This is a genomic window from Janibacter melonis, assembly GCF_020567375.1.
GTDB lineage: Bacteria > Actinomycetota > Actinomycetes > Actinomycetales > Dermatophilaceae > Marihabitans > Marihabitans melonis.
Genome location: NZ_JAJBZM010000001.1, coordinates 934,199 through 953,518 on the forward strand (window position 1 = coordinate 934,199; position 19,320 = coordinate 953,518).

Below are 19,320 nucleotides of genomic sequence, written 5' to 3' on the forward strand. Positions count from 1 at the left end.
TCACCCGTCGAGACCGAGGGCGCGCGCGACCTCGAAGGCCTCCGCGGTCACCCGGACCGGCTCGACCTCGTCGCCGTCGGCGGTACGCAGGGCCCACTGCGGGTCCTTGAGGCCGTGGCCGGTGACGGTGCACACGATCGTCGCGCCCGCGGGGACGGCGCCGGCGGCGTGCTGCTTGAGCAGGCCGGCGACGCTCGCCGCGCTCGCGGGCTCGACGAAGATGCCCTCGGTCGAGGACAGCAGCCGGTGCGCCTGGAGGATCTCGGCGTCGGTGACGGAGTCGATGAGACCGCCGCTGTCGTCGCGGGCCTGCACGGCCTGGTGCCACGACGCGGGGTTGCCGATGCGGATCGCCGTCGCGATGGTCTCCGGGTCGTCGACGGGGTGGCCGTGGACGAGCGGGGCCGCGCCGGCGGCCTGGAAGCCCCACATGGCCGGGGTGCGCGTCGCGACGGGGGCGAGCTCGCCGGAGACGCCCTCGGTGGGCTCGGCGTACTCGCGGTAGCCGCGCCAGTACGCGGTGATGTTGCCGGCGTTGCCGACGGGCAGGACGTGGATGTCCGGGGCGTCGCCGAGCGCGTCGACGATCTCGAAGGACGCGGTCTTCTGGCCCTCGATGCGCGCCGGGTTGACGGAGTTGACGAGCTCGACGGGATAGGTCTCGGCGAGCTTGCGCGCGACGTCGAGGCAGCCGTCGAAGTTGCCGTCGACCTGGAGCAGGGTCGCGCCGTGCGCGATGGCCTGGCTCAGCTTGCCCATGGCGATCTTGCCCTCGGGCACGAGGACGGCGCACGTCATGCCGGCCTTCGTCGCGTACGCGGCCGCGGAGGCGCTCGTGTTGCCGGTCGAGGCGCAGATGACGGCCTTCGCCCCGGACTTCGCCGCCATCGACATCGCGGTCGTCATGCCGCGGTCCTTGAAGGAGCCGGTGGGGTTGAGCCCCTCGTACTTGACGAGCACGCGGGCGCCGACGCGCTCGGAGAGCTGCTCGGCCTCGATGAGCGGGGTGCCGCCCTCGTGCAGGGTGACGACCGGCGCCCCCGTGAGCATCGGCAGACGGTCGGCGTACTCGCGGATGACCCCGCGCCACTGGTGCGCCACGGCGCTAGCTCCCTTCGACCCGCATGACCGAGGTGACATCGCCGACAGCGGGGAGGGCGGCGAGGGCGTCGACGGTCGCGGCGAGCGCGGCGTCGGGCGCCATGTGGGTGACGACGATGAGCTGGGCGTGAGAGGTGGGCTCTCCCCCGGGCTCGCCGTCCTCGTCGACGACGACCTGCTGGCGCACGGTCTCGATGGAGACGTCGTGCTCGGCGAAGGCCTGGGCGACCACGGCGAGCACGCCCGGGCGGTCGGCCACGTCGAGGCTGATGTGGTAGCGCGTGAGGGCGCTGCCCATGGGCAGGACCGGCAGGTCGGCGTAGGCGATCTCGCCCGGGCCGCGGCCGCCGGAGACGTGGTGGCGGGCGACGGCGACGACGTCGCCGAGGACCGCGCTGGCCGTCGGGTCGCCACCGGCGCCCTGGCCGTAGAACATCAGCTCGCCCGCGGCGTCGGCGCCGACGAAGACGGCGTTGTACGCCTCTCGGACGGCGGCGAGCGGGTGCGTGCGCGGGATCATCGCCGGGTGCACGCGCACCGAGATGCCCTCGGTGCCGCCGTCGTCGCTCGTGCGCTCGCAGATGGCGAGGAGCTTGACGACGCAGCCCATCTCGCGGGCGGCGCGGATGTCGCTCGCGGTGACCTCGGTGATGCCCTCGCGGTAGACGTCGGCGCTCGAGACGCGGGTGTGGAAGGCGAGGGAGGCGAGGATCGCGGCCTTCGCCGCGGCGTCGAAGCCCTCGACGTCGGCGGTCGGGTCGGCCTCGGCGTAGCCGAGGGCCTGGGCGCGCTCGACGGTCTCGCCGAAGCCCGCGCCGGTCGTGTCCATCGCGTCGAGGACGAAGTTCGTCGTGCCGTTGACGATGCCGATGACGCGGCGCACGTCGTCGCCGGCGAGCGACTCGTGGATCGGCCGCAGGATCGGGATCGCGCCGGCGACGGCGGCCTCGTAGTAGAGGTCGACGCCGGCCGCGTCGGCGGCGGCGTAGAGGGTGGGGCCGTCCTCGGCGAGGAGCGCCTTGTTGGCGGTGACGACGCTCGCCCCGTGCTCCATCGCGCGCAGGATGAGCCCACGGGCGGGGTCGATGCCGCCGATGACCTCGACGACGATGTCTGCGCGGGTCACCAGTCCCTCGGCGTCGGTGGTGAAGAGCGCGGGGTCGAGCCCGAGCTCGCTGCGGTCGCGCCCGGCGCGCCGCACGGCGATGCCGACGAGCTCGATCGGGCGCCCGACGCGGGCCGCCAGCTCGGCGGCGTTGCCGGTGAGCTTCTGGGCCACGGCGCCGCCCACGGTGCCGCACCCGAGCAGGGCGACCCGGATCGGGGTCTTGTCGCTGTCCATGCCAGCTCCTCCTTGGTCCATCACTCGTCGACGTCCAGCGCGAGGATGTCCTCGACAGTCTCGCGACGCACGATCACCCGTGCCCGGCCGTCCCGCACCGCGATCACCGGCGGACGAGGGGTGTGGTTGTACTGGCTCGACAGGCTGCGGCAGTACGCACCGGTGCCGGGCACCGCGAGCAGGTCGCCGGGGCCGACGTCGGCCGGCAGGTACTCGTCCATGACGACGATGTCCCCGCTCTCGCAGTGGCGGCCGACGACACGGGTCACGGCGGGCGCGGCCTCGGAGCTGCGGCCGGCGAGCGTGCACGAGTAGTCGGCGCCGTAGAGGGCGGTGCGCACGTTGTCGCTCATGCCGCCGTCGACGCTGACGTAGGTGCGCACGGCGTCGCCGGTGACCTGCACCTGCTTGACGGTGCCGACCTCGTACAGCGACAGGGTGCTCGGGCCGGCGATGGCGCGGCCGGGCTCGATGGAGATGCGCGGGCGCGGTGCGGGGGCGTCGCCCTCGACGAGCTCGTCGAGCACGCGCATCTCGCGGTCGCAGACGGCCGCCATGTCGGCGCCGAGGTGCGCCGGGGTCATCGGGTCGTGCTCGGAGGTGTAGGCGATGCCGTAGCCGCCGCCGAGGTCCATCTCGGGCATGTGCAGCCCGTGCTCCTGCAGGACGGCGACGTGCAGCCCGACGAGGCGACGGGCGGCGATCTCGAAGCCGGAGACGTCGAAGATCTGGCTGCCGATGTGACTGTGCACGCCGCGCAGGTCGAGCACGCCGTCGTGCGCGAGGACGGCCTCGATCGCCTCGGCGGCGGAGCCGGAGGCGAGGGAGAAGCCGAACTTCTGGTCCTCGTGGGCCGTGGCGATGAACTCGTGGGTGTGCGCCTCGACGCCGACGGTGACGCGCACCATGACGGGGGCGACGACGCCGAGCTCGGTGGCGACCTGCGCGACCCGCTCGACCTCCTCGAGGGAGTCCAGGACGATGCGCCCGACGCCGTAGGACAGGGCCTGGCGGATCTCGGCGAGGCTCTTGTTGTTGCCGTGCAGCGCGAGCCGCTCGGGCGGGAAGCCGACGCGCTGGGCGACGGCGAGCTCGCCGCCGCTGCACACGTCGAGGCTCAGCCCCTCCTCCATGACCCACCGCGCGACGGCGGAGCACAAGAAGGCCTTGCCCGCGTAGTAGACGTCGGCCCCGCCGCAGACGGCGACGAAGGGGCGGGTGAAGTCGTCGGCGAAGGCGCGGGCCCGGGCGCGGAAGTCGTCCTCGTCGACGACGTAGGCCGCCGTGCCGAAGTCGCGGGCGATCTGCGTGACGGGCACCCCCGCGACGGCGAGGACGCCGTCGTCACCACGGGTGACCCCCTTCGACCACAGCTGCGGGAGCAGCTCCATGACGTCGTTGGGGTAGGGCAGCCAGTGCGGGGCGGCGCCGTAGCCCTCGGCGTGGAGGGCGCCGGCCTCGTGGGCGCGCATGTTCAGAGCCATGAGGTCACATCCGGTCCGGTGCGGAGACCCCGAGCAGGGTCAGGCCGTTGGCGAGCACCTGGCGGGTGGCGTCGTTGAGCCACAGCCGGGTGCGGTGGGTGTCGGTGACCTCCTCGTCGCGAAGGGGGCGCACGCGGCAGGTGTCGTACCACTTGTGGTAGCGGGTGGCGAGGTCCTCGAGGTAGCGCGAGACGCGGTGCGGCTCGAGCAGCTCGGCCGCCTGGGCGACGACGCGGGGGAAGTCGCCGATGATCGCCAGGAGCGCGGCCTCGGTCGGGTCGACGAGCAGCTCGGGGGCGAAGCCCTCCTCGCGCAGCACGCCGTCCTCGATCGCCAGGCGCGTGACGTTGGCCGTGCGGGCGTGGGCGTACTGCACGTAGAAGACCGGGTTGTCGTTGGTCTGCTTGCGCAGCTCCTCGCCGTCGAGCGAGAGGGGGCTGTCGGCCGGGTAGCGCTCGAGGTTGTAGCGCACGGCGTCGGCGCCGATCCACGACACGAGGTCGCGCAGCTCGATGATGTTGCCGGCGCGCTTGGACAGCTTCGCGCCGCCGAGGTTGACGAGCTGGCCGATCTTGACCTCGATGTTGTGCTGCGGGTCGTCGCCCGCGCACGCCGCGATGGCCTTGAGCCGGCCGATGTAGCCGTGGTGGTCCGCGCCGAGGAGGTAGATCTTCTCGTCGTAGCCGCGGTCCTTCTTGCTCAGGTAGTACGCGGCGTCGGCGGCGAAGTACGTCGGGATGCCGTCGGCGCGGATGAGGACGCGGTCCTTGTCGTCGCCGAAGTCGGTGGTGCGCAGCCAGACGGCGCCGCCCTCGTCGTAGACGTGGCCCTGCTCGCGCAGCCGGGCGACCGCGCCGTCGACGGCGCCGCCGTCGTGCAGCTCGACCTCGGAGAACCACACGTCGAAGTGCACGCCGAAGTCGGCGAGGGTCTGCTGGATGTCGCGCAGCTGGGCCTGGTAGGCCAGCGAGCGCACGAGCGGCAGGGCCTCGTCGTCGGGCAGGTCGGCGGCGTCGGGGCGCTGCTCGCGCACGGTCGCGGCGAGGTCGTCGACGTAGGCGCCGGGGTAGCCGCCCTCCGGGGTGGGCTCGCCGCGCATGCTCGCGAGGACGGAGGCGCCGAACTTGTCCATCTGGGCGCCCGCGTCGTTGATGTAGTACTCAGCCGTGACGTCGGCGCCGGTGGCCTGGAGCAGCCGGCGCATCGCGTCGCCGAGCGCGGCCCAGCGGGTGTGGCCGATGTGCAGCGGGCCGGTCGGGTTGGCCGAGATGAACTCGAGGTTGATCGTGCGCCCGGACTCGCTCGTGCCGTGGCCGAAGGTGTCACCGGCCTCGACGACGGTGCGGGCCAGCTCGCCGGCGCTCGCGGCGTCGAGGGTGATGTTGAGGAAGCCGGGACCGGCGACCTCGACCTCGGCGACGCCGTCCGCGCGGCCGAGGTGGTCGGCGATGACGGTCGCGACGTCGCGCGGGGGCCGACCGGCCCCCTTCGCCAGCTGCATCGCGACGTTGGTGCTCCAGTCGCCGTGGCCCTTGGCCTTGGGTCGCTCGACGCGCACGACGTCGGGGACGTCGACGGCGAGGTCACCGGCGTCGACGGCAGCGGTCAGGGCATGACGGATCGCGGTGGCGAGCTCTTCGGGGGTCACCCGCAGGAGTCTAGGAGCCGTGGCGCGGGGCCCGGGCGGGTGTCCAGCACGGCCGGGTGCCGCGATGGTGCGGATGCGAGGCCCCGGCCCGCGCGGTGCTAACCTGCACCGGCGCCCGCACCGTCGGGCGCACGCCTCCGTAGCTCAGGGGATAGAGCACTGGTTTCCGGTACCAGGGGCCGCAGGTTCGAATCCTGCCGGGGGCACCGATCGGCAGCCCGCTCCGCGGGCGCCGAGCGGAGCCCATGGCAGAAGCAACAGGCGCCTCGAACGCAGTGAGAGCACCGACGGGGGCACCCCACACAGCCCATGGCAGAAGCAGCAGACGCCTCGAATGCAGCGAGAGCGCCGACGGGAGCACCGAGCACCGGCCGCGACGAGATCGCCAGGCCCAGAGCGAGACTTCTCCCCCTCTTCGCGTGACTAGAGCCCTGCCCCGTACGTACGGGGCAAGGGCGGAGTCACCCGGCACGGACCCCGCCAGCACGTCCGACCCGCAGCAGGTCGTCCCCCTTCGCGGCGGTCCGACCCACCCACCGACGACGCGGGCCACCACGCCGTAGTGGTCGTGATCACGACCAGTACGGCGTGGTAGCCGGGGGTCTAGCGGGGTTGGGTGGCAGCGAAGGGGGTCAGCCCTCCCCGCGCGTGGTCCCCGCCCCGGTCCCACCGGCGCGCGCCGCCTCGCGGGCGGCGACCCGGCGGTCGCTTCGCACGAGCCAGATCACCGAGACGACCAGGCCGCCCCAGATAGTACCCATGGCCAGCAGCATCATGAGGATCGCGGTCGTCGTCATCGGGCACCCCCGGTCGTGTCGGCGTGGTCGTCGGCGAGCTGGTCGCTGCCCGGGTCGTCGAGCTCGATCCCCCGCTGCCACGGCAGCCGCGCGAGCAGCAGCGCGATGACGGGCAGCGCGATGACGAGCCCCCACCCGAAGGTCCACAGCAGCGAGCTCGGGTAGCCCTCGTACGGCGTCTCGACGTTGTCGACGAGCTCGAGGACGAGCATGACGACGAGGACGAGGGGCACGAGGACGGCGACGAGCACCCGCCACCAGGCGCCGAGCCGGATCGAGCTGTGGACGTTCATGTGGTCGGCGAGCGGGCGCAGCCGGCGCCACACCCACCCGATGGCGAGCATCGACAGCGCGGCGACGAGCAGGATGCCGAAGCTGTTGATGAAGTTGTCGACCGTGTCGAGCACGTACAGCCCGCCGGTCGTGCCGAGCAGCACGCAGGAGATGACGGCCATCGGCAGCCCGATGATCATCGTCGCGGCGACGCGGCCGGCGCCGGTCTTGTCACGGATCGCGCTGATGCCGACCTCGACGATCGAGATGAGCGAGGTGAGCCCGGCGACGACGAGCGAGCCGAAGAAGAGCACGCCGAGGAGCACGCCCGCGGGTGCCTCGTTGAGGATCGCGGGGAAGGCGACGAAGGCCAGCCCGATGCCCTGCGCGACGACCTCGTCGACCGGCTGGCCCGAGCTGCTCGCGAGGAAGCCGAGGACGGCAAAGACGCCGACACCGGCGAGCAGCTCGAAGCTCGAGTTCGAGAAGGCGACGACCGCCCCCGACCCGGTGAGATCGGTCTTGCGACCGACATAGCTCGCGTACGTGATCATGATGCCGAAGCCCACCGACAGGCTGAAGAAGATCTGCCCGAAGGCGCTCACCCACACCCCGGGCTCGGCGAGCGCCGACCAGTCGGGGCTGAAGAGGGCGTTGAGCCCCACGCTCGCGCCCGGCAGCGTCAGCGCGACGACGACGAGGATCGCGAAGGCGATGACGAGCGCGGGGATGAAGATGATCGCGGTCCGGCCGATGCCGGCCTGCACGCCGAGGGCGAGCACGCCGAGCGTCACGACCCACACGACGACCATCGGGATCAGCACCCCCGGCACGACGTCGAGCGTCGGCCCGGGGGTCTCCGCGGCCCGGAGGAAGTCGCCGAAGAGGAAGGCCTCGGGGTCGCTCCCCCACGCCTTGTCGACCGAGAAGCCGGTGTAGCGGATCGCCCAGGCGATGATCGCGGGGTAGTAGATGCCGATGACGACGGTGATGAGCACCTGCCACCAGCCGAACCACTCGCCCCGCTTCGAGATCCGTCGGAAGGCCAGCGGCGCGGACCCGCGGTAGCGGTGCCCCATCGCGTAGTCGAGGAAGAGCATCGGGATGCCGGCGAGCAGCAGCGCGACGAGGTACGGCACGAGGAAGGCGCCGCCGCCCCCTTCGTAGGCCACGTACGGGAAGCGCCAGATGTTGCCCAGGCCGACCGCCGACCCGATGGCGGCGAAGATGAAGGCCTTGCGGGTGCCGAAGCCGCTCTTCTCGGACGCCCCGGCGAGCTCGCCGGAGGTGGTGCTGCTCGTGGTGCTCACGTCACTCCCTCGTCGGTGCACCGCGAGCAGACGACCTGGCTCGCGGCACCGAGCACGGTGCCACGGACGTCGGGGCACCCGCAGCGGGCGTCGCGGGCTGAGACCGGGGCGCCGGGCGAAGGGGGGTCAGCGCTGGGTGGAGTCGGTGACCTCGCCGACGAGCTCCTCGATGACGTCCTCGAGGAAGACGACGCCGAGGGTGGCCCCCTCGTCGCCGATGACCCGGGCGACGTGGGCACCGGTCTGCTGCATCGTGCGCAGCACGTCCTCGACCTCGTCGGCGCGCTGCACGGTCGCCAGGCGCCGGACCCGCTTGACGGGCACGGGCTGCGAGCGCTGCACGTCGTCGGCGTAGAGGACGTCCTTGAGGTGGAGGTAGCCGCTCAGCTCGCCGGAGCCGTCGACCGTCGGGTAGCGCGAGAAGCCGTGCCGGGCGACGAGCCGCTCGATGTCGTCGGGCGTCGCGTCGACGGGGACGGTGACGAGGTCGGCGACGGGGATGCCGACGTCGGCGGCGTCCTTGTCGGAGAACTCGAGCGCGGCGCCGACGAGGCCGTACTTGTCGGTCTCGACGAGGCCCTCGCGGTGCGACTCCTCGACGATCGTCTGCACCTCCTCGACGGTGAAGGCGGTGGCGAGCTCGTCCTTGGGCTCGATGCCCATCGCCCGCACGAGGGCCTTCGAGAGCCAGTCCATGCCGGCGATGATCGGGCGCGTGAGGCGCATGACGACGACGAGCGGGGGCACGAGCCAGCGGGCCGCGCGCTCGGGGCCGGAGATCGAGATGTTCTTCGGCACCATCTCGCCGACGACGACGTGGAGGTAGACGACGACGAGGATCGCCAGGACGAGCGAGGTCGCGTCGGTGAGCCCCTCGGGCACACCGAGGCGGATCATCACGGGCTCGAGGGCGTGGTGCAGCGCCGCCTCGGAGATCGCACCGAGGAGGACCGAGCACACGGTGATGCCGAGCTGGCAGGTCGCGAGGATGACGCCCGTGTGCTGGAGCGCCTCGACGGCGAGCGCGGCCCGCTTGTCCCCCGCGTCGGCGAGCGGCTCGAGCTGGCTGCGCCGGGCGGACATCGCGGCGAACTCGGCGCCGACGAAGAAGGCGTTGAGCAGCAGCAGGACGACGGTGATGATCACGGTGATCACGCGCGCTCACCCCCTTCGGTCGTGGCCTGGTCGTCGGTCGAGGTCGGGGTGAAGCGCAGCCGGTCGACCCGGCGCGCCTCCATGTCGACGACGGTGACCTGCCACCCGTCGAGGGTGGCGACGTCACCGACCGAGGGCACACGGCCGAGCTCGTGCATGACCCAGCCGCCGACGGTCTCGTAGGCGGACCCCTCGGGCACCTCGGCGCCGAAGCGCTCGCGCACCTCGTCGGGGCGCCACAGGCCCGGCACGGTCCACGACCCGTCGGGCAGCTGACGGCCGGTGGTCTGGCTGCGGTCGTGCTCGTCGCTCACCTCGCCGACGATCTCCTCGACGAGGTCCTCGAGGGTGACGACACCGGCGGTGCCGCCGTACTCGTCGACGACGACGCCGAACTGCAGGCCCGCGTCGCGCAGCTGGAGGAGCAGCGGGTCGAGGCGCAGGGTCTCGGGGACCATGACCGGCGCGACCATGAGGGCGGAGATCGGCACGGCCGCGCGCTTCTCGTGGGGCACGGCGATGGCCTTCTTCACGTGCACGACGCCGTCGACGTCGTCCCAGTCCTCGCCGGTGACGGGGAAGCGGGAGTGCCCGGTCGCGCGGGCGAGCGCGACGAGCTCCTCGGCGCTCGCGGTGCGGTCGATGGAGGTCGCGCGGTTGCGCGGGGTCATGACGTCCGCGGCGGTCTGCTCGCCGAAGCCGAGCGAGCGCGTGACGAGACGGGCGGTGCCGGAGTCGAGCGTGCCGGCCTCGACGGAGGTGCGCACGAGCGAGGCGAGCTCGGCGGGGCTGCGGGCCGCGGAGAGCTCCTCCTGCGGCTCGATGCCCAGGCGGTGGAGCACCCAGTTCGCGGAGCCGTTGAGCACGAAGAGCATCGGTCGCAGGAGCGTGGCGATGACGCGCATCGGGGTGGCGACGACCTTCGCCGTGCCGAGCGGGGCGGAGACCGCGAGGGTCTTCGGCACCATCTCGCCGACGATCATCGAGAAGCCCGTCGCGAGGAGCAGCGCGATGACGCTCGCGGTGTTGGCCGCCCCGCGCGGGCCGAGCCCGGCGGCCTCGAGCAGCGGGGTGATGAGCGCGCCGATCGCGGGGTTGGCGACGAAGCCGAGGACGAGGGTCGTGATCGTGATGCCGACCTGGCACGCACCGAGGAGCGTGGAGAGGCGGCGAAGGGAGATGAGCACCGGCTGCGCCCGGGAGTCACCGGCGTCGACGGCCCGCTGGACCGTCGGGCGGTCGAGGGCGACGAGCGAGAACTCTGCGGCGACGAAGAGGGCCGTGCCGAGCGTGAGGAGCACACCGAGGAGCAGGAGTAACCAGGGCGTCATGATGTCGCGATCCTACGGTCCGCACCGCCGGTCGAGGTGCGGAAGCCTTCGCCGGCCGAGGTGCGAGAGCCTTCGCTGGCCGAGGTGCGAGGAGCGGTGTTGCTGGTCGAGGTGCAGGAGCCTTCGCTGGTCGAGGTGCGACGAAGGAGCCTCGAGACCACGCGCGGTTTCGAGGTGCAGGATCCTTTGCTGGTCGAGGTGCGACGAAGGAGCCTCGAGACCACCCCCGCACGGTTTCGAGGCTCAGGCCTAGCGGCCCTCGCACCTCAACCACCAAAGGCCCCTTTGCTGGTCGAGGTGCGAGGAGCGCAGCGACGAGCCTCGAGACCAACCCCGCGTGGTTTCGCACCTCAACCACCGGGGGGACGGCCACCCCTTCGCCGTGATCTCTCGACGATGACGTCCCACTGGTCGGCGATCAGCGCCTCGCGCTTGGCTCGCGACCAGCCCTGGACCTGCTTCTCGAGGGCGTAGGCCTGCGGGATCGTCTCGGTCTCCTGCGACCACACGAGCTCGACGGGCATGCGGGAGCTCGTGTAGCGGCTGCCCAGACCGGTCGCGTGCTGCTGCAGACGCTTCTGCAGGTCGCGGGTGCTGCCGACGTAGTAGCTGCCGTCGGCGCAGCGGAGCATGTAGACGTGGGGCATGGCTGATCTCAGCAGAGGCCCCGCTCGCGGCCGGTGAGTCATCCACAGGGTCCGTGGTCTCGAGGCTCCTCCGTCGCACCTCGACCACCAACGGTCTTCCCCGCACCTCGACCAGCGGGACGTTCGGTGGTTGAGGTGCGAAGGCCGCCAGGCCTGAGCCTCGAAACCCGGCTGTGTGGTTTCGAGGCTCCTTCGTCGCACCTCAACCACCAAGAACTTCTTCGTCGCACCTCGACCGGCAAAGACTCCTCGCACCTCGACCAGAGACGGCTCATCCCTCGGGGGGAGGGGGGCTCAGACCTGGGGTGGATGTGCGGGGTGAGGTGGCCCTGGTTCGATGGGTCTCGACCGAGAGACCGTAGTGACGACCCGGCGCGTGTGCGCCAGAGGGAGAGCAGGATGGCCGACCGCGGCACCGCGATCGAGGTGCGCAACCTGTCCAAGCGTTTCGGGGGCTTCACCGCCGTCGACGACGTGAGCTTCGACGTCAGACCAGGGAGGGTGACGGGCTTCCTCGGGCCGAACGGCGCGGGCAAGACGACGACCCTGCGGATGCTGCTCGGTCTCGTCGAGCCCTCGGCCGGGCAGGCGACGATCGGCGGCACGCGCTACCGCGACCTGCCGAGCCCGCTGACGACGGTCGGCGCGGCGCTCGAGGCGACCTCCTTCCACCCGGGGCGCAGCGGCCGCGACCACCTGCGGGTCATGGCCTCGACGGCCGGCATCCCCGACTCCCGGGTCGACGAGCTGCTCGAGCTCGTCGGCATCCCCGCCGCCGCCCGCAAGCGGGCCGGCGGCTACTCGATGGGCATGCGCCAGCGCCTCGGTCTCGCCGGCGCCCTCATCGGCGACCCCGAGGTGCTCCTCCTCGACGAGCCCAACAACGGTCTCGACCCCGAGGGCATCCGCTGGATGCGCGGCTTCCTGCGCCACCTCGCCAGCGAGGGCCGCACCGTCCTCGTGAGCAGCCACATGCTCGGCGAGGTCCAGCAGACGGCCGACGACGTCGTCATCATCGCCAACGGCCGCCTCGTGCGCTCCGGCACGCTCGAAGAGGTGCAGGGCGGGGCGAAGTGCTTCGTGCGCACCTCCGACGCCGACGCGCTCGCCGGCGCGCTGCGCATCGCCGACGTCACCGCCCAGCCCGCCGACGGCGGTCTCGTCGTCGAGACCGACGACCTGCGCCTCATCGGCGACGTCGCCCTGCGCGCCGGCCTGCCGGTGTGGGAGCTGACGAGCCGCAGCGGCGACCTCGAGTCGCTCTTCTTCGCGCTCACCGACGGCACGAGCCGCAACTACTCGACTCAGGACGCCCCGGTGGAGCAGGACGCTCTCATCGGTCAGGAAGGGGCGAACGAATGATCAGCGTCATCCGCTCGGAGATCCTCAAGCTGCGCACGACGCGGATGTGGTGGGCGATGGCCCTCGGCATCTTCCTCGCGGGCGCCGTCTTCGCCGGCTTCTTCGCCGTCGTCTACACGATCGACGACCCGGGCACCGGTGCGCCAGTGATGTCGGGCACCGACGCCCAGGTCGCCAACACCGTCTACACCGCGGGTCTCGGCGTGGGCTACCTGCTCCTGCTGACCATCGGCGTCATGCAGATCGGCTCGGAGTACCGGCACAAGACGATCACCGGCACCTTCCTGGCCACCCCGCGCCGGATGAAGGCCCTGCTCGGCAAGGTCCTCGCCCTCGTCGTCATCGGCATCGGCTACGGCCTCGTCAGCCTCCTCGGCTCGGTGAGCGTCGGCGCCGTCGTCCTCAGCATGCGCGGCATCGAGCCCTTCCCCGACGTCGAGATCCTGCGCTCGCTCGCGCTCAGCCTGCTCGCCCTCGCCCTGTGGGCGCTCATCGGGCTCGGCGTCGGCATCCTCATCCCCAACATGGTCGCCGCGCTGCTCGTCGGCATCGGCACCGCGTGGATCGTCGAGCCCCTCGTCGGCTTCGGGCTGTCCTTCAACGACTTCGCCAACGAGCACGTCGTGAAGTTCTTCCCGAGCCAGGCGACGAACGCGATGATCGACCCGGTGACGATGTCCGGACCGGGCATGGCCGAGCCGCTCTCGTGGTGGGCCGGGGCCCTGACGCTCACCGCGTACGCGGTCGTCCTCGCCGGTCTCGGCGTGCTCCGCGCGTCGCGCCAGGACGTCACCTGATCGAGCCTGCTCGAAGCGCGAACGCCCCTCCGACCTGGAGGGGCGTTCGCGTTAGGCTTGCCGGGTGCGGCCCGTGGCTGCGGGCTGACCTGACGCGACCTGTGGAAAGAGGCGTACCCGCCGTGCCCGACCAGCCTGATGGCCCCACCAACCTCAGCGACTTCGGTCCGAACGAATGGCTCGTCGACGAGCTCTTCGAGCAGTACAAGCAGGACAAGAACCTCGTCGACAAGGCGTGGTGGTCCTACTTCGAGAGCTACCGACCGGGTGAGGCGAAGGGGGGCAACGGCCAGTCCCCCGCCGCCCCGGCGCAGCAGGCGAAGGCTCCCGCGAAGGCGCCGGTGACCCAGGAGGCCAAGGCACCCGCGAAGGCTCCGGCCAAGGCACCCGCCAAGGCCCCGGAGAAGAAGGCCGAGCCGGCCACATCCGAGCCCAAGGCCTCCCCTGCCGCGAAGAGCTCGACGACGAGCGCGAAGAACGCCGACGTCAAGGAAACGGCGGCGCCCACGCCGCGCGACCCCGACAAGCCGAAGGTCGAGGCGCCCTCGCAGCGCGAGGACGAGACGGTCCCCCTTCGCGGCGCCGCTGCCCGCGTCGTGTCCAACATGGAGGCCTCGCTGGAGGTGCCCGTCGCGACCTCGGTCCGCGCGGTCCCCGCGAAGCTGCTCATCGACAACCGCGTCGTCATCAACAACCACCTCGGCCGCGCCCGCGGCGGCAAGGTGTCCTTCACGCACCTCATCGGGTACGCGATGGTCAAGGCGCTGACGAAGATGCCGTCGATGAACGTCGGCTACACGACCGACGAGAAGGGCAAGCCGGTCCTCGTCAACCCGGCGCACGTCAACCTCGGCATCGCCATCGACCTGCCCAAGCCGGACGGCTCGCGCTCGCTCGTCGTGCCCTCCGTCAAGGGCGCCGAGACGATGACCTTCAGCCAGTTCTGGGCGGCCTACGAGGTCGTCGTGAAGAAGGCCCGCGACAACAAGCTCACCGTCGAGGACTTCCAGGGCACGACGATCTCGCTGACCAACCCCGGCGGCATCGGCACGGTCCACTCCATCCCGCGGCTCATGAAGGGCCAGGGCGCCATCATCGGCGTCGGCGCGCTGGACTACCCCGCCGAGTGGCAGGGCGCGAGCGCCGAGACGATCGCGCGCAACGCCGTGAGCAAGCTGCTCACCCTCACCTCGACGTACGACCACCGGATCATCCAGGGCGCCGGCTCCGGCGAGTTCCTCGCGATCATCCACCAGCTGCTCCTCGGGCAGCACGGCTTCTACGACGAGATCTTCGAGAGCCTGCGCATCCCCTACGAGCCGGTGCGCTGGGTCCAGGACATCTCCGCCACGCACGACGACGACATCAACAAGGTCGCCCGCGTCCAGGAGCTCATCCACGCCTACCGGGTGCGCGGCCACCTCATGGCCGACATCGACCCGCTCGAGTACAAGCAGCGTCGCCACGCCGACCTCGACATCACGAGCCACGGCCTGACCCTGTGGGACCTCGAGCGCAACTTCGCCACCGGCGGCTTCGGCGGCGAGTCCTTCCTCAAGCTGCGCAAGATCCTCGGGATCCTGCGCGACAGCTACTGCCGCAGCACCGGCATCGAGTACATGCACATCCAGGACCCCGAGCAGCGCAAGTGGATCCAGGACCGCGTCGAGGTCGGCTACAAGCGGGCCACGAGCGACGAGCAGCTGCGCATCCTGCGCCGGCTCAACGCCGCCGAGGCCTTCGAGACCTTCCTGCAGACGAAGTTCGTCGGCCAGAAGCGCTTCTCGCTCGAGGGCGGCGAGTCCGTCATCGCGATGCTCGACCGCATCCTGTCCAACGCCGCGACCGAGGGCATCGACGAGGTCGGCATCGGCATGCCGCACCGCGGGCGCCTCAACGTCCTGGCGAACATCGCCGGCAAGAGCTACGGCCAGATCTTCCGCGAGTTCGAGGGTCAGCTCGACCCCCGCTCGGTCCAGGGCTCCGGCGACGTCAAGTACCACCTCGGCACCGAGGGCGAGTTCACCGGCGACGACGGCTCGAAGACCAAGGTCTACCTCGCCGCGAACCCCAGCCACCTCGAGGCGGTCAACCCGGTGCTCGAGGGCATCGTGCGCGCCAAGCAGGACCGGCTCAACCGCGGCGGCGAGGACTTCCCCGTCCTGCCGATCCTCATCCACGGCGACGCGGCCTTCGCCGGCCAGGGCGTCGTGGCCGAGACCCTGCAGCAGTCGCAGCTGCGCGGCTACCGCACGGGCGGCACGATCCACGTCGTCATCAACAACCAGGTCGGCTTCACCACCGCGCCGTCCTCGAGCCGCTCCTCGGTGTACTCCACCGACGTGGCCCGGATGATCCAGGCGCCGATCTTCCACGTCAACGGTGACGACCCGGAGGCGTGCGTGCGCGTCGCCGAGCTCGCCTTCGCCTTCCGCCAGGCGTTCCACAAGGACGTCGTCATCGACATGGTCTGCTACCGCCGCCGCGGTCACAACGAGGGCGACGACCCCTCGATGACGCAGCCGCTCATGTACAACCTCATCGAGTCCAAGCGCTCGGTGCGCAAGCTGTACACGGAGTCCCTCATCGGTCGCGGTGACATCACCTCCGACGAGGCCGCCGCGGCGCTCAAGGACTACCAGGCCCAGCTCGAGCGCGTCTTCGTCGAGACGAAGGAGGCCCTCAAGGCCGGCACCCCCGCGGCCCAGGAGCGCGACGAGGACTCCTCCTCCGAGGTCGACGACAACGCCGGTCTCGAGCGCCCGACCTCGCAGTCGAGCGACGCCCCGCGCCGCGGCGCTGCGGAGACGGCGATCTCCGAGACCGACCTGCACGCGATCGGAGACATCTTCGCCAACCCGCCGAGCGACTTCACCGTGCACCCGAAGCTCGCGCAGGCCATGGCCAAGCGTGCCGAGAGCGTGCACAAGGGCGGCATCGACTGGGCCACCGGCGAGCTCCTCGCCTTCGGCTCGCTGCTCCTCGACGGCACCCCCGTGCGCCTCACAGGTCAGGACAGCCGCCGCGGCACCTTCGTGCAGCGGCACGCGGTCCTCATCGACAAGGCGACCGCGGAGGAGTGGACGCCGCTGAACTACCTCGGCGCCGGTCAGGCCCGCTTCTGGGTCTATGACTCGCTGCTCTCCGAGTTCGCGGCGATGGGCTTCGAGTACGGCTACTCCGTCGAGCGGCCCGACGCCCTCGTCCTCTGGGAGGCGCAGTTCGGCGACTTCTGGAACGGCGCGGCGACGATCGTCGACGAGTTCATCTCCTCCTCGGAGCAGAAGTGGGGCCAGAACTCCTCCGTCGTCCTGCTGCTCCCCCACGGCTACGAGGGCCAGGGGCCGGACCACTCGTCCGCCCGCATCGAGCGCTTCCTCACGCTGTGCGCGCAGAACAACATGACGGTCGCCTACCCCTCGACGCCGGCGAGCTACTTCCACCTGCTGCGTCGTCAGGCGTACAGCCGGCCGCGTCGTCCGCTCATCGTCTTCACCCCGAAGTCGATGCTGCGCCTCAAGGCCGCGGCCAGCGTGCCGGAGGACTTCACGCAGGGCAGCTACCAGCCGGTGCTCCCCGACCGTGACGGCCCCACGGGCGAGAAGGTCGACCGCGTCATCATCGCCAGCGGCAAGGTCATCTACGACCTCGAGGCCGAGCGCAAGAAGCGCGGCGACGACGCGACGGCGATCCTGCGTCTCGAGCGCTTCTACCCGCTCGCCGGCGCCGAGCTCGCCGAGGCGCTCGCGCAGTACCCGAACGCCGAGGTCGTCATCGTGCAGGAGGAGCCGCAGAACATGGGCGGCTGGCCCTTCCTCGCGCTCAACCTGCCGCAGGCCCTGGCCGAGCACGGCGAGCAGCGCCCGCTGCGCGTCGTCGCCCGTCCCGCGAGCGCCTCGCCCGCGGCCGGCACGGCCAAGAAGCACGCGGCGGAGCAGGCGGCGCTCATGCAGGCCGCCTTCGACCGCTGATCGGGGCCGCGTGTACTTCACCGACCGCGGGATCGAGGAGCTGACCGCACGCCGGGGTGACGAGTCCGTCACCCTGGAGTGGGTCAGCGACCAGCTGCGCACCTTCGTCGACCTCCACCCGGAGTTCGAGACGCCGGTGGAGCGGCTGGCCTCGTGGCTGGCGCGGCTCGACGACGACGAGCTGGACGACGAGTAGGTTGGCGACATCATGAGCACCGACCCGCAGTTCACCCCCAGCGCCGCCGTCGCGAGCGCGCCCGGAGACGACGGAGAGCGGCGCGTGAGCGTCGTCTTCATCGGCGACTCCTTCGTCGCCGGCGTCGGTGACCCGAAGGCCCAGGGCTGGGTGGGTCGCGTCATGGGCCGCACGGTCCTCGACGGGGCCCACCTCGCCCACTACAACCTCGGGGTCGGCGGGCAGACCTCGGGCGACGTCTCGCAGCGCTGGCTCACCGAGGCACCGCTGCGGTGGGAGGGCGCGAGCGACCGTCGGCTCGTCGTGTCCTTCGGTCGCGCGGACGCCGAGACCGGGGTCTCGCTCGCGCGTCACCGGCTCAACCTCGCGAACATCCTCGACGAGTGCGCGAGCCGGGGGGTCGCCCCCTTCGTCGTCGGTCCGGCACCCGCCGCCGACGCGGAGGTCGACGCCCACCTGACGCAGATCACCGAGGCGCAGCGCGACGTGTGCGAGCGCCGCGGCGTCCCCTTCGTCGACGTCTTCGCGCCGCTCGCCGGCCACGAGCAGTGGGACTCCGACATGGCGAGCAGCCTCGACGGCGTCCACCCCGGCCAGGCCGGCTACGGACTCATCGCCTGGCTCGTCCTGCACCACGGCTGGAGCGACTGGATCGCCTGACCCCCTCTGTGCCGGGTCTCCCCCGACGCGGTCGACCACCCCCCTTCGCCGGGTCGAGGTATCTGAGCGTGCTCCAGCACGCCGGATCACCTCGACCCCGACGGAGGGGGTTCGTCGTCTCCCCGGGTCGAGGTATCCGGGTGCGCGTGGGCTCACCGGGACACCTCGACCGGCGAAGGGGTCGGGGGCGAAGGGGGTGAGAGGCGAAGGGGTGAGAGGCGGCCCGGCTCAGCCGGCCGAGCCGCTCCGGCGGGCGGCGAGGTTCGCCTGGGCCCAGGGCGAGCGCAGGGCAGCGGTCACCTGGTCCATGAAGGCGTCCTCGGCGACCCGCAGACCGAGGACGTGCACCCGCAGCACGCGCTCGCCGCGGACGACGAGGTCGTTGTCGCGCAGGGCGTCGACGACCTTCGCCAGCCCCCACCCGTGACCAGCCCCGTCGATCTCGACGACGAGGCCGTGCTCCTCGAAGCACACGTCGAGGTAGACCCGTCCGCTCGACAGCCGACGCACGACCTGTCGCGTGGGCTCGGGCAGACCCCGGCGCCGGCAGGCTGCCGCGAAGTCGAGCTCGCCGAGCGACTGCGCCCCGTCCGCGATGTCGAGGGCGAGACGGCGGACGAGGGCCCGCCGGTTGCGACCGGGCACCTGCTGCGTCGCGGCGACGAGATGTGCCCCCGTCGTCAGCCGCTGCTGCACCGCCATGGCCATGATCGTCGCCGCCGCCCGGTCGCTCGCCGCCCAGTGGGCCGCGCGGACCGCCGCCACCGCCGGGGTCGTGCGGGGCACCCCGGCGCCGGCGGCCTCGCCGTCGACGCGCCGGATCACCTTGTGCACCTTCACCCCGCTGACCAGCCGGATGTCGTGGCGGTGCAGCACCGACACGTGCACGACGTCCTCGCTCCATCCCGTGAGCCCGGCGGCGATGAGGGCGGACGCACCGTCGACGAGCGCGATCCGCTCGCCCACCTCCCACACCGCCCGCCACCGCTGGGCGACGTCGTCGAGCGGCGCGTCGCGCGTGCTGATCGTCTGGGTGCCGGCGACCGCCCAGCGCCCGGCCTGCACCTGCGCCCTCACCTGGGCTGCGCTCACGCCGAGACCGGCGAGCCGACGGCGGCTCATCACGTGACCGGTCTCCACCGACGCGGCCCGCACCCGTCGATGTCGCTCCAGCGGTGTCTCCAGCATGACCGAAGCGTCCCGCCGGCCAGGCCCCGGTGGGGTGGTCGACGGGACGCTGTGGACG

The 19,320-nt window shown here is 71.8% G+C and carries 15 protein-coding genes and 1 tRNA gene; 6 read left to right on the plus strand and 10 right to left on the minus strand.

Translation table 11 applies throughout. The annotated features are described in order from the left end of the window. The 4 genes from thrC to argS are packed head-to-tail and all read right to left on the minus strand — an operon-like array spanning position 1 to position 5,575. The gene (thrC, locus tag LIV55_RS04360; RefSeq protein ID WP_229299283.1) at positions 1-1,101 is read right to left on the minus strand and encodes a threonine synthase; all 1,101 of its coding nucleotides are present in this window, start codon (positions 1,099-1,101) and stop codon (positions 1-3) included. A gap of 4 nt (positions 1,102-1,105) precedes the next feature. Then, a complete protein-coding gene (locus tag LIV55_RS04365; RefSeq protein ID WP_229299284.1) occupies positions 1,106-2,443 on the minus strand; it encodes a homoserine dehydrogenase in 1,338 nt (445 codons plus the stop codon). Between the two features lie 20 nt (positions 2,444-2,463). Then, a complete protein-coding gene (gene lysA / locus LIV55_RS04370) occupies positions 2,464-3,915 on the minus strand; it encodes a diaminopimelate decarboxylase (protein ID WP_068278010.1) in 1,452 nt (483 codons plus the stop codon). 16 nt (positions 3,916-3,931) lie between these two features. Then, a complete protein-coding gene (gene argS, locus LIV55_RS04375; RefSeq protein WP_229299285.1) occupies positions 3,932-5,575 on the minus strand; it encodes an arginine--tRNA ligase in 1,644 nt (547 codons plus the stop codon). 133 nt (positions 5,576-5,708) lie between these two features. Here argS and LIV55_RS04380 point away from each other — a divergent pair. Continuing rightward, a tRNA-Arg gene (locus LIV55_RS04380) sits at positions 5,709-5,781 on the plus strand. A gap of 426 nt (positions 5,782-6,207) precedes the next feature. Here the strand turns inward: LIV55_RS04380 and LIV55_RS04385 are convergent. The 5 genes from LIV55_RS04385 to LIV55_RS04405 form a co-directional block, all read right to left on the minus strand. Continuing rightward, positions 6,208-6,372, minus strand: a complete 165-nt coding sequence (locus tag LIV55_RS04385; RefSeq protein ID WP_123092062.1) for a methionine/alanine import family NSS transporter small subunit — start codon at positions 6,370-6,372, stop codon at positions 6,208-6,210. After that, a complete protein-coding gene (locus tag LIV55_RS04390) occupies positions 6,369-7,955 on the minus strand; it encodes a sodium-dependent transporter (RefSeq protein WP_229299286.1) in 1,587 nt (528 codons plus the stop codon). The genes LIV55_RS04385 and LIV55_RS04390 overlap by 4 nt, the downstream gene beginning before the upstream one ends. Positions 7,956-8,081: 126 nt before the next feature. Further along, positions 8,082-9,110, minus strand: a complete 1,029-nt coding sequence (locus LIV55_RS04395; RefSeq protein WP_123092064.1) for a hemolysin family protein — start codon at positions 9,108-9,110, stop codon at positions 8,082-8,084. Continuing rightward, a complete protein-coding gene (locus LIV55_RS04400; RefSeq protein ID WP_123092065.1) occupies positions 9,107-10,441 on the minus strand; it encodes a hemolysin family protein in 1,335 nt (444 codons plus the stop codon). Before LIV55_RS04400 ends, LIV55_RS04395 begins: the two co-directional genes overlap by 4 nt. Positions 10,442-10,791: 350 nt before the next feature. Continuing rightward, positions 10,792-11,088 (minus strand): GIY-YIG nuclease family protein, encoded by a 297-nt coding sequence (locus LIV55_RS04405; RefSeq protein WP_229299287.1) that lies wholly within the window; start codon positions 11,086-11,088, stop codon positions 10,792-10,794. Positions 11,089-11,487: 399 nt separating this feature from the next. Here LIV55_RS04405 and LIV55_RS04410 point away from each other — a divergent pair, with 399 nt between their 5' ends. The 5 genes from LIV55_RS04410 (at position 11,488) to LIV55_RS04430 (ending at position 18,074) form a co-directional block, all read left to right on the plus strand. After that, on the plus strand, positions 11,488-12,450 hold the full coding sequence (locus LIV55_RS04410; protein WP_229299288.1) for an ABC transporter ATP-binding protein: 963 nt from the start codon (positions 11,488-11,490) through the stop codon (positions 12,448-12,450). Further along, the gene (locus tag LIV55_RS04415; protein ID WP_229299289.1) at positions 12,447-13,247 is read left to right on the plus strand and encodes an ABC transporter permease; all 801 of its coding nucleotides are present in this window, start codon (positions 12,447-12,449) and stop codon (positions 13,245-13,247) included. Before LIV55_RS04410 ends, LIV55_RS04415 begins: the two co-directional genes overlap by 4 nt. Before the next feature lie 122 nt (positions 13,248-13,369). Continuing rightward, positions 13,370-17,218, plus strand: a complete 3,849-nt coding sequence (locus tag LIV55_RS04420; RefSeq protein ID WP_229299290.1) for a multifunctional oxoglutarate decarboxylase/oxoglutarate dehydrogenase thiamine pyrophosphate-binding subunit/dihydrolipoyllysine-residue succinyltransferase subunit — start codon at positions 13,370-13,372, stop codon at positions 17,216-17,218. A 10-nt stretch (positions 17,219-17,228) separates the two neighbouring features. Continuing rightward, positions 17,229-17,414 carry a DUF6104 family protein gene (locus LIV55_RS04425; protein ID WP_068277920.1) on the plus strand — a complete coding sequence of 62 codons (186 nt, stop codon included), beginning with the start codon at positions 17,229-17,231 and terminating at the stop codon, positions 17,412-17,414. A 12-nt stretch (positions 17,415-17,426) separates the two neighbouring features. After that, entirely contained in the window at positions 17,427-18,074 is a 648-nt protein-coding gene (locus LIV55_RS04430) for a GDSL-type esterase/lipase family protein (protein WP_229299291.1), read from the plus strand. Between the two features lie 228 nt (positions 18,075-18,302). Here the strand turns inward: LIV55_RS04430 and LIV55_RS04435 are convergent, their stop codons facing one another. Then, positions 18,303-19,196: a putative endonuclease domain-containing protein gene (locus LIV55_RS04435; protein ID WP_229299292.1), complete on the minus strand. Its 894-nt coding sequence runs from the start codon at positions 19,194-19,196 to the stop codon at positions 18,303-18,305. Between the last annotated feature and the right edge of the window lie 124 nt (positions 19,197-19,320).

Bases quoted from the DNA above. Each gene is read 5' to 3' on its own strand.
- LIV55_RS04415 (WP_229299289.1), top strand. From the start codon at position 12,447: ATGATCAGCGTCATCCGCTCGGAGATCCTCAAGCTGCGCACGACGCGG.
- LIV55_RS04410 (WP_229299288.1), top strand. From the start codon at position 11,488: ATGGCCGACCGCGGCACCGCGATCGAGGTGCGCAACCTGTCCAAGCGT.
- LIV55_RS04400 (WP_123092065.1), bottom strand. From the start codon at position 10,441: ATGACGCCCTGGTTACTCCTGCTCCTCGGTGTGCTCCTCACGCTCGGC.
- lysA (WP_068278010.1), bottom strand. From the start codon at position 3,915: ATGCGCGCCCACGAGGCCGGCGCCCTCCACGCCGAGGGCTACGGCGCC.
- LIV55_RS04365 (WP_229299284.1), bottom strand. From the start codon at position 2,443: ATGGACAGCGACAAGACCCCGATCCGGGTCGCCCTGCTCGGGTGCGGC.
- LIV55_RS04385 (WP_123092062.1), bottom strand. From the start codon at position 6,372: ATGACGACGACCGCGATCCTCATGATGCTGCTGGCCATGGGTACTATC.
- LIV55_RS04405 (WP_229299287.1), bottom strand. From the start codon at position 11,088: ATGCCCCACGTCTACATGCTCCGCTGCGCCGACGGCAGCTACTACGTC.
- LIV55_RS04435 (WP_229299292.1), bottom strand. From the start codon at position 19,196: ATGAGCCGCCGTCGGCTCGCCGGTCTCGGCGTGAGCGCAGCCCAGGTG.
- LIV55_RS04430 (WP_229299291.1), top strand. From the start codon at position 17,427: ATGAGCACCGACCCGCAGTTCACCCCCAGCGCCGCCGTCGCGAGCGCG.